We start from the raw sequence: 6,646 nt of genomic DNA, 5'->3' as shown, positions 1-6,646 counted from the left end.
ATTGCGGGCGGTGGGGCTGCGCAGGTGTGGCAGGAGGTGGAGCAAATGAGAAATCCGCTTCAGCTCCTTGCGGCGTCGCCGGACGTTGCCGGGCTGCACCCGGTAATCGGACCGTGGCATCGGCAAGGGCCATGGATCAGGGGAAAACACCGCGCAAGCTATGAGGCCTGCTACCGCCGGTCCGATCCTGTCGAGTACCGGTACCCCATCGTTGACCGGAAAGTGATTCAGGACGAGGCGGCTGTCAGCTGGATCATAGACAACACGCCGGGCGCCTTTTCGCGCACTACACGCGCGCCACGTTCTCACTACGACGGCCTGGAGGCCGAGCACGGTGGTGTGAATGCCGACCAGGCGTTGGCGATGGATGTTTCAGCATTGATATCTCGAGGACAGGAGGAAAAGCGGTGAGCGGCGATTACGATGATGATTTCAATTGGCGAGTGGAGAATGCTGACGTGGTAGTTCCAGACCAGCGCGCGACCGCGATTTACGTCAACAAATGGGGGCAGGCCGTTATCCGGCAGGAGCGCGCTTGGGACGAGGAGCAGGATACGTTCATCTGTATCGATCACGCCCATTTACCTGATGTGATCAGGGCGCTCCGTGTGATCGCAGATCAACCGATACAACGCGACGAAAACCCGCAAGCCGACGTCCATCCAGCCAAGCGGGAGGGGGCATGATGGAGATCCGAATCGACGAGAGCAAGGCCGGCCGGATGATCGCGCAGATCCTGCGTGATGACTTCAAGCTGATGCCGGACGAGGCAAACAAGGCGGCGCAGGCGATTTGCACTCGGCTAATTGCTGCGATGGGAACACCGACGCATCAGCCATTTCAGGGGATGCGTCTCATTAGGTCGATTCCGCCGCATGGAAGTGGCTTTACGGAAGCTGTCGGCTTGAAATTGGCTGACGTGGACGATCGCGTGGCGCGGGAGCTATGGCGGCTGGTCTATGACCGCGCGACCGACCTGCCGCCTGGCGTTGCGGATGCTGTGAGGTGGTTATGACCCCCAGACAGCAACACTCAGCCCTCAAGGTCGTGGTCAAGCGCGGGATCGTCGTGCTCGACGCGCTCGGAGACACCGAGCTCAAATTTCAGAGCATGTCGCAGGTCTGGAATCGGGCCACGGCCGATGCCGTGCTCGCTTACGGCTACAACGAAACCCGCGTCCGCATTGTGCCGACGGCTCGAGAGATCGCCCAGGCTGAGACCGTGGCCGACTGGCTGGCGTGGCTCGGGCACCACCATGGCGGCGTTCCGCGGCTGGTGGCGTGGGCGCACGATGAGCCGATCTGGCGCATGGCAGAGCGCGAGCGCGTCAGTGAACGAACGATACACAATCGGATTGACCGGTCCGTCGCGCTTATCCTGCAGAACTTCGGCGGCATCGAGGTCAGTCTCGAGGTGGTCGACGAGCCGGCCGGGCGCGCGCATCTGCCGAACTTCTTGACCGAGCGAGCCATGGCCGGGGTTAACCCGGTCGTTAACCCGCACGGCAAGGTCTGGATCGGCGGTGTCGGCTGGATGAAGGACGGCAAGCGCTGGCACGATGGTCAGCATAAGGCGGCTCGATTTGAGGGACGACGATGAGCGAGATGCAGGAACGGGTCGCGGCGGCGATGGAGAAGCGGCGCGCGGAGCTGATCAATCAGCCTTTGGCTCGCATCTGGCCTGAACTTGCAGCTGCGGCCCTTGAGGCGGTGGGCACCGCTCTCGATCAGGCCCGGAATCAGGCGCTCGAAGAAGCCGCTCAGATTTGTGAGAGGCCCGTCCACTGGCAACATCCGCTCAAGCCTGCTGGCGTCGTGATGTCATCATGCCAGAGCTCGCCCGGCCATGCTGAGATAATTCGCCGCCTCATCAAAACGGCGGATGGCCGATGATCGATCTTGCCGACTACACCAAGCCCATGCGTGATCAACTGCGGAAGGGCGAGTTTGCCGCGGTCTACGTGGTCACTTCCCCAGCCGGCATCACTTCGGTTGATTTGAGACGAGTCGGCTTTGACCTAAGCCGCGTCGGTTATGGGCTCGACTTGGTCGCCACGATTGGCCGGCTCCAGGCGTCATCGCCGGCACCGTTGACTATTCATGCCGCCTTATGGGTGCCGAACCGAGCCATCGCGACCAACATCGCCCGGGCCGTGCAGTGTGACATGATGCCGGTCAAACGGGCTGGCGGCTGGTACGAGGCGCCGGGCGCGACAATGGAGCGGGCGGTCGAGTTGGCCGCTTTCCGTATCCACCCGGGCGCGACAATGCTCTGGCACGGTGAACTGCTGAGGCGGTGGCGCGAGATGGCTGCATGATCGAGAGGTGGTTTGGTGAAGGGTGCCCGAGCTGGACGTGGCCGGCAGTGGTCGCTGCCCCGATGATTGTCCTGGCTGCGCTCGTCATGTGGGGAAGGGCGTAGGTGCCCTTGTGTTGCAGCCGCACATGCGATATTGATCTGCAAATCAGCTTGAGTGAATAGATGCGCCCGCCCGGCATTGCCGCGGCGGGTTTGTTGTATCCGCCACCTGCGGGGTCCTTGGTCAGGGAAGTGGAGAAGCTACTTTCCTGCCTGGCGGTAGTTTGAGGCGCTGAGGAAACATCTGACGGACATGGTAGAACGTTCGGTTCGCAGCCTCAATCCGCGCCACAAAGTTGCGGAGGTCGGAAGGATGCCATGCGACGGCCTGACCGGAAAAGCGGCCCTCACCAGAAAAGGTTACGAGGGCAAATTTGCCCCGTTTCGTGCCGTATAGTCCGTGAGCAAGGCTGTTGCGTCGCTCTGCGCAGTCCTCAAATTCCTTGAGGTGACGATTCAAGCTCTTTCGATCGGCCGGTGTTAGGAATTCCCTGCCGAGCTGGCGGAGCAGGCTAACCTTGCTAGCAAAGCTCATTGGAATGATGAAGGCTCGATGTTGCATCCGGTTAACCTTCATCATGTCAGCGATGGTAACACCAAGTAGATGCTCCATCGTGGTTGCCGCGATGAAGGCGCGACCGAGCCACTCAGAGAGCTCTTTGACGAACTCTGCTGGCGGCTGTTTTTGAGGCTTTCGGCGAGGCATCGCTTTCCCACTTAAAGTTGAAAGCTTGAGTGATTCGCGTCCCGGAGTCGAATCCGGGACCTTCTGTCCGCGTGGCGCGCCAGAGCGGACTTTTTTCGTTTTGGGAGCGCGATCAAAAGCGATGACCGGTGAAGCGCGGAAGACAGGGCGGCCAACCCTGTACACTTCAGAAATTGCAGCGACCATTTTGGGGCGACTGGCCGAAGGGCAAACGCTGCGCGCGGTGTGCCGCGACGAGGGCCTACCGTCGGAATCTACGGTGCGGACCTGGGCTATGGACAACCGCGATGGGTTCGGCGAGCGATATAAGGTCGCCCGGGAGATCGGTTATCACGCGATGGCCGATGAAGTACTCGAGCTCGCTGATGACGGCCGGAACGATTGGATCGAGCAGCAAGGCGAAGGCGACCAGAAATTCTACAAGCTGAACGGTGAGCATGTTCAACGTTCGCGGCTACGGTTCGATGCGCGCCGGTGGCTCCTGTCCAAGGCGCTCCCGAAAATCTACGGCGACAAGCTCGAATTGGCTGGGGACAAAGACCAGCCGCTAACAGTGGTGATCCGCAAGTTCTCCGATGGCGGAAATCCTCCTACCGAATAGGTGGGAGCCGCGGGACTATCAGCGGCCGCTCTGGAATGCCCTTGAGGCCGGGTGCCGGCGCGCGATCGGGATTTGGCATCGTCGGGCCGGCAAGGACGACGTTTGCCTGCACTGGGCGGCCGTATCGGCATTCGAGCGGCCGGCGACCTACTGGCACATGCTTCCCGAATACGCCCAGGGACGCAAAGCGATCTGGAATGCGGTCAACCCGCACACGGGTATCAGGAGGATCGACGAGGCGTTTCCGAAGGCGCTGCGAGCGACCACGAATGAGCAGGAGATGTTCATTCGGTTCAAGAATGGCGCGACGTGGCAGGTTGTTGGTTCGGACAGCTATAACTCGACCGTCGGGTCGCCGCCGGCCGGCGTGACATTCTCGGAATGGGCATTGGCCAACCCGGCGGCGTATGCGTATCTCGCGCCGATCCTGGTCGAGAATAACGGCTGGGCATTGTTCATCACGACGTCGCGCGGGCGAAACCACGCGAAGTCGATGCTGGACATGGCGCGCGGGAGCTCGGATTGGTTCGCGCAGGTTCTGACCGTCGACAACACCGGCGCGATCTCGCGGGAATCCGTTGAGATCCAGCGGAAGGAATACCACGGCATCTACGGCGACGAGGCCGGCGACGCGCTGATCGAGCAAGAGTATTACTGCTCCTTCGAGGCTGCTGTGCTCGGCTCATATTGGGGCAAGCAGCTCAGGGAAGCCGAGCAAGGCGGCCGGATCCTCGATGTCGCGGTCAATCGCGATCTGCCGGTCAACACGGCCTGGGACATCGGGGTCGATGACGCGATGGCGATCTGGTGCTTCCAAGTCTATCCGGATCATCTCGATGTCGTCGATTACTACGAGAATCACGGTCTCGGATTCGATCACTACTGCAAGTGGCTCGACGAGCGCGGCTATCACGGCACCGATTGGGTGCCGCACGACGCCAAGGTTCGCGAAGCCGGCGCGCCCGGTGCCAGAACTCGAATTGAGACCCTGATTTCGCTGGGCCGGAAGCCCGAGCTGAGCCCGAACCAGAAGCTGATGGACGGCATCAATGCTGGCCGTCGGACAATCCCGTTTGCAAGGTTCGATCGGGTCAGAACGGCGCGGGGGCTCGATTGCCTTCGCGAATACAAGGCCGAATGGGATCAGGACAACCGGGTCTTCAAGAAGACGCCGGATCATAACTGGGCATCGCATGGTGCGGACGCGTGGCGCTGTCTTGCAAATGCGTGGCGCGCGCCGATGCGAGAGCCGGAGAAGAAGCCGGAAGCTCCGCTGGTCACGCCGATGCAGGAAATGACCATCGACGAGTGGGTCAACGATCAACCAAGCGACAGCTTCGCGAGGGAAACACTGTGAGTGAACAGCTTGGCTGACGATACTCCGGACGATAGCGGCAAGGACAGTGACGTCGCGCACTGGCTGACCGAGATCGAACGCGCCCAGAACACCACGGCGATGAAGCGATGGGAGGAGCGTTGCCGGAAGATCCGCGACAAATACCGCTATGAGGCGTCGGCGACCGCGAAGAAGCGCGGCTATCAGATGCTCTGGTCGAACATGGAGACGATGAAGCCGGCGGTGATGTCGAAGCCCCCGAAGGGGGCAGTGCAGCAGCGCTGGAAGGACCGCGATCCGGTCGCGGGTAAGGCAACGGAGATGTTGCAGCGCGCGATCAACTTCACCTTCGAGGCCAACGACTACATGTCGAAGTTCTTGCAGGTGCGGGACGACTATCTGCTCTACGCGCGTGGCATAGCGCGGGTGAAATATTCACCGGTGTTCGACACGGTTACGCAGGAAGCTGGACAGCCGGACGACGCGGCGATCGATCCCGCCAACGATCTGGCGGAGCAGGCAAAGGAAGCCTATGCGAGCCCGCAGACGATCCTGAAATCGGAAAATGTCGTGCTGGAGTATTACCAGCGCGGCGATTTCGTCCATTCGATCTCACGGACCTGGGATGAGGTCGAGTGGGAAGCGTTCCGCGGTTATCTCGGGCGCGACCAGCTGATCAACCGGTTCGGCAAGGAGGTCGGCGGGGCTATCCCGCTCGACGCGACGTCGGACGAATCCGACAAGGGCAAGAACAGCCCCAGCTTGCCGACATCGAAGGCGACGATTTGGGAAATTTGGGACAAGGTCAAGAATGAGGTGCTTTGGGTCGCCAAGGGTTATCCCAAGGTGCTCGAGCGCGGTCCGCCCTACCTCAAGTTTGACGGGTTCTTCCCGAATCCGAAGCCTGCCTATGGCACGCTGACGAACGACAGCCTCGAGCCGGTGCCTGACTATATTTTCTACAAGGACCAGGCCGACGAGGTCGATATGCTGACGGCGCGGATTGCGTCGTTGCAGCAGTCTCTCAAGTTCGTCGGCTTCTATCCAGCTGGTCCGGAAGGTGAAGGCCAGCCAGCGGTAGAGCGGGCGATGCAGCCCGGTTTCGAGAATAAGCTGATCGCGGTGAAGTCGTGGGCGGCGTTCGTCGACGGAGGCAAGAACGGCGCGCCGATCGCCTATTTGCCGATCGACCAGGTCGTGAACATCCTCAAGGGCTGCGTGGAACTCCGCAAGCAGCTGATTGAAGACATCTACCAGATCTACGGCCTGTCCGACATCATGCGCGGTGACGGCGATGCCAGCGAGACGGCGACCGCTCAGTCAATCAAGGCGCAATACGGTTCGGTGCGCATCAAAACGCGGCAGGATGAGATGGCGCGGTTTGCTCGGGACGTTACGGGGCTGGTCGGCGAGGTTATTTCAACCTGCTTTGCGCCGGAGACCATCATGCAGATGGCCAACATGCCGCTGCCGAGCCAAGCTGAGCTAGATGCAGCAGCCTTGGAGCAGCAGCGTCAGGCGTTGATCGCTAGCGCGCTGACGCCGCAGCAAATTGCCGGACCGCAACCGCCTGCGCAGTTGCCGGCACCTCAATCGATGGGAGCAGTAGCGTGAGAACCTGCGGCGATTGCCGGTCCTACGACCG

At 61.1% G+C, this 6,646-nt stretch carries 10 protein-coding genes; 9 read left to right on the top strand and 1 reads right to left on the bottom strand.

Features of this window, described 5'->3' with window-relative positions; all coding sequences use genetic code 11:
* The 6 genes from I6F38_RS28320 to I6F38_RS28295 all read left to right on the top strand — a co-directional run.
* On the top strand, positions 1 to 411 hold a 411-nt coding region (locus I6F38_RS28320; RefSeq protein ID WP_225162680.1), incomplete at its 5' end, for a hypothetical protein.
* On the top strand, positions 408 to 686 hold the full coding sequence (locus tag I6F38_RS28315) for a hypothetical protein (protein WP_225162679.1): 279 nt from the start codon (positions 408 to 410) through the stop codon (positions 684 to 686). The genes I6F38_RS28320 and I6F38_RS28315, both read left to right, overlap by 4 nt.
* Positions 683 to 1,015: a hypothetical protein gene (locus tag I6F38_RS28310; protein WP_225162678.1), complete on the top strand. Its 333-nt coding sequence runs from the start codon at positions 683 to 685 to the stop codon at positions 1,013 to 1,015. The genes I6F38_RS28315 and I6F38_RS28310 overlap by 4 nt, the downstream gene beginning before the upstream one ends.
* A complete protein-coding gene (locus tag I6F38_RS28305; RefSeq protein WP_225162677.1) occupies positions 1,012 to 1,599 on the top strand; it encodes a DUF6362 family protein in 588 nt (195 codons plus the stop codon). Before I6F38_RS28310 ends, I6F38_RS28305 begins: the two co-directional genes overlap by 4 nt.
* Positions 1,596 to 1,892, top strand: coding sequence for a hypothetical protein (locus I6F38_RS28300; protein WP_225162676.1), 297 nt, complete (start codon positions 1,596 to 1,598; stop codon positions 1,890 to 1,892). Before I6F38_RS28305 ends, I6F38_RS28300 begins: the two co-directional genes overlap by 4 nt.
* Positions 1,889 to 2,317: a hypothetical protein gene (locus tag I6F38_RS28295; RefSeq protein WP_225162675.1), complete on the top strand. Its 429-nt coding sequence runs from the start codon at positions 1,889 to 1,891 to the stop codon at positions 2,315 to 2,317. The genes I6F38_RS28300 and I6F38_RS28295 overlap by 4 nt, the downstream gene beginning before the upstream one ends.
* Positions 2,318 to 2,542: 225 nt before the next feature.
* On the opposite strand, the gene I6F38_RS28290 is transcribed toward I6F38_RS28295, so the two are convergent.
* On the bottom strand, positions 2,543 to 3,064 hold the full coding sequence (locus I6F38_RS28290; protein WP_225162674.1) for a hypothetical protein: 522 nt from the start codon (positions 3,062 to 3,064) through the stop codon (positions 2,543 to 2,545).
* A gap of 121 nt (positions 3,065 to 3,185) precedes the next feature.
* Here I6F38_RS28290 and I6F38_RS28285 point away from each other — a divergent pair, with 121 nt between their 5' ends.
* The 3 genes from I6F38_RS28285 to I6F38_RS28275 all read left to right on the top strand — a co-directional run bounded on the left by I6F38_RS28285 (position 3,186) and on the right by I6F38_RS28275 (position 6,615).
* Positions 3,186 to 3,665, top strand: a complete 480-nt coding sequence (locus I6F38_RS28285; protein WP_225162673.1) for a terminase small subunit protein — start codon at positions 3,186 to 3,188, stop codon at positions 3,663 to 3,665.
* Positions 3,640 to 5,022 carry a hypothetical protein gene (locus I6F38_RS28280; RefSeq protein ID WP_225162672.1) on the top strand — a complete coding sequence of 461 codons (1,383 nt, stop codon included), beginning with the start codon at positions 3,640 to 3,642 and terminating at the stop codon, positions 5,020 to 5,022. Before I6F38_RS28285 ends, I6F38_RS28280 begins: the two co-directional genes overlap by 26 nt.
* Positions 5,023 to 5,232: 210 nt before the next feature.
* Positions 5,233 to 6,615, top strand: a complete 1,383-nt coding sequence (locus I6F38_RS28275) for a hypothetical protein (RefSeq protein ID WP_225162671.1) — start codon at positions 5,233 to 5,235, stop codon at positions 6,613 to 6,615.
* Positions 6,616 to 6,646: the final 31 nt, after the last annotated feature.

Source organism: Bradyrhizobium sp. BRP56 (assembly GCF_020194035.1).
GTDB classification, from domain to species: domain Bacteria; phylum Pseudomonadota; class Alphaproteobacteria; order Rhizobiales; family Xanthobacteraceae; genus Bradyrhizobium; species Bradyrhizobium australafricanum.
This window is presented reverse-complemented; position numbering and strand designations above follow the sequence as displayed.

Excerpts from the sequence above, each read along its gene's own strand:
- I6F38_RS28285 (WP_225162673.1), top strand. The coding sequence starts at position 3,186 with ATGACCGGTGAAGCGCGGAAGACAGGGCGGCCAACCCTGTACACTTCA.
- I6F38_RS28280 (WP_225162672.1), top strand. The coding sequence starts at position 3,640 with ATGGCGGAAATCCTCCTACCGAATAGGTGGGAGCCGCGGGACTATCAG.
- I6F38_RS28310 (WP_225162678.1), top strand. The coding sequence starts at position 683 with ATGATGGAGATCCGAATCGACGAGAGCAAGGCCGGCCGGATGATCGCG.
- I6F38_RS28275 (WP_225162671.1), top strand. The coding sequence starts at position 5,233 with ATGAAGCCGGCGGTGATGTCGAAGCCCCCGAAGGGGGCAGTGCAGCAG.
- I6F38_RS28305 (WP_225162677.1), top strand. The coding sequence starts at position 1,012 with ATGACCCCCAGACAGCAACACTCAGCCCTCAAGGTCGTGGTCAAGCGC.
- I6F38_RS28300 (WP_225162676.1), top strand. The coding sequence starts at position 1,596 with ATGAGCGAGATGCAGGAACGGGTCGCGGCGGCGATGGAGAAGCGGCGC.
- I6F38_RS28290 (WP_225162674.1), bottom strand. The coding sequence starts at position 3,064 with ATGCCTCGCCGAAAGCCTCAAAAACAGCCGCCAGCAGAGTTCGTCAAA.
- I6F38_RS28295 (WP_225162675.1), top strand. The coding sequence starts at position 1,889 with ATGATCGATCTTGCCGACTACACCAAGCCCATGCGTGATCAACTGCGG.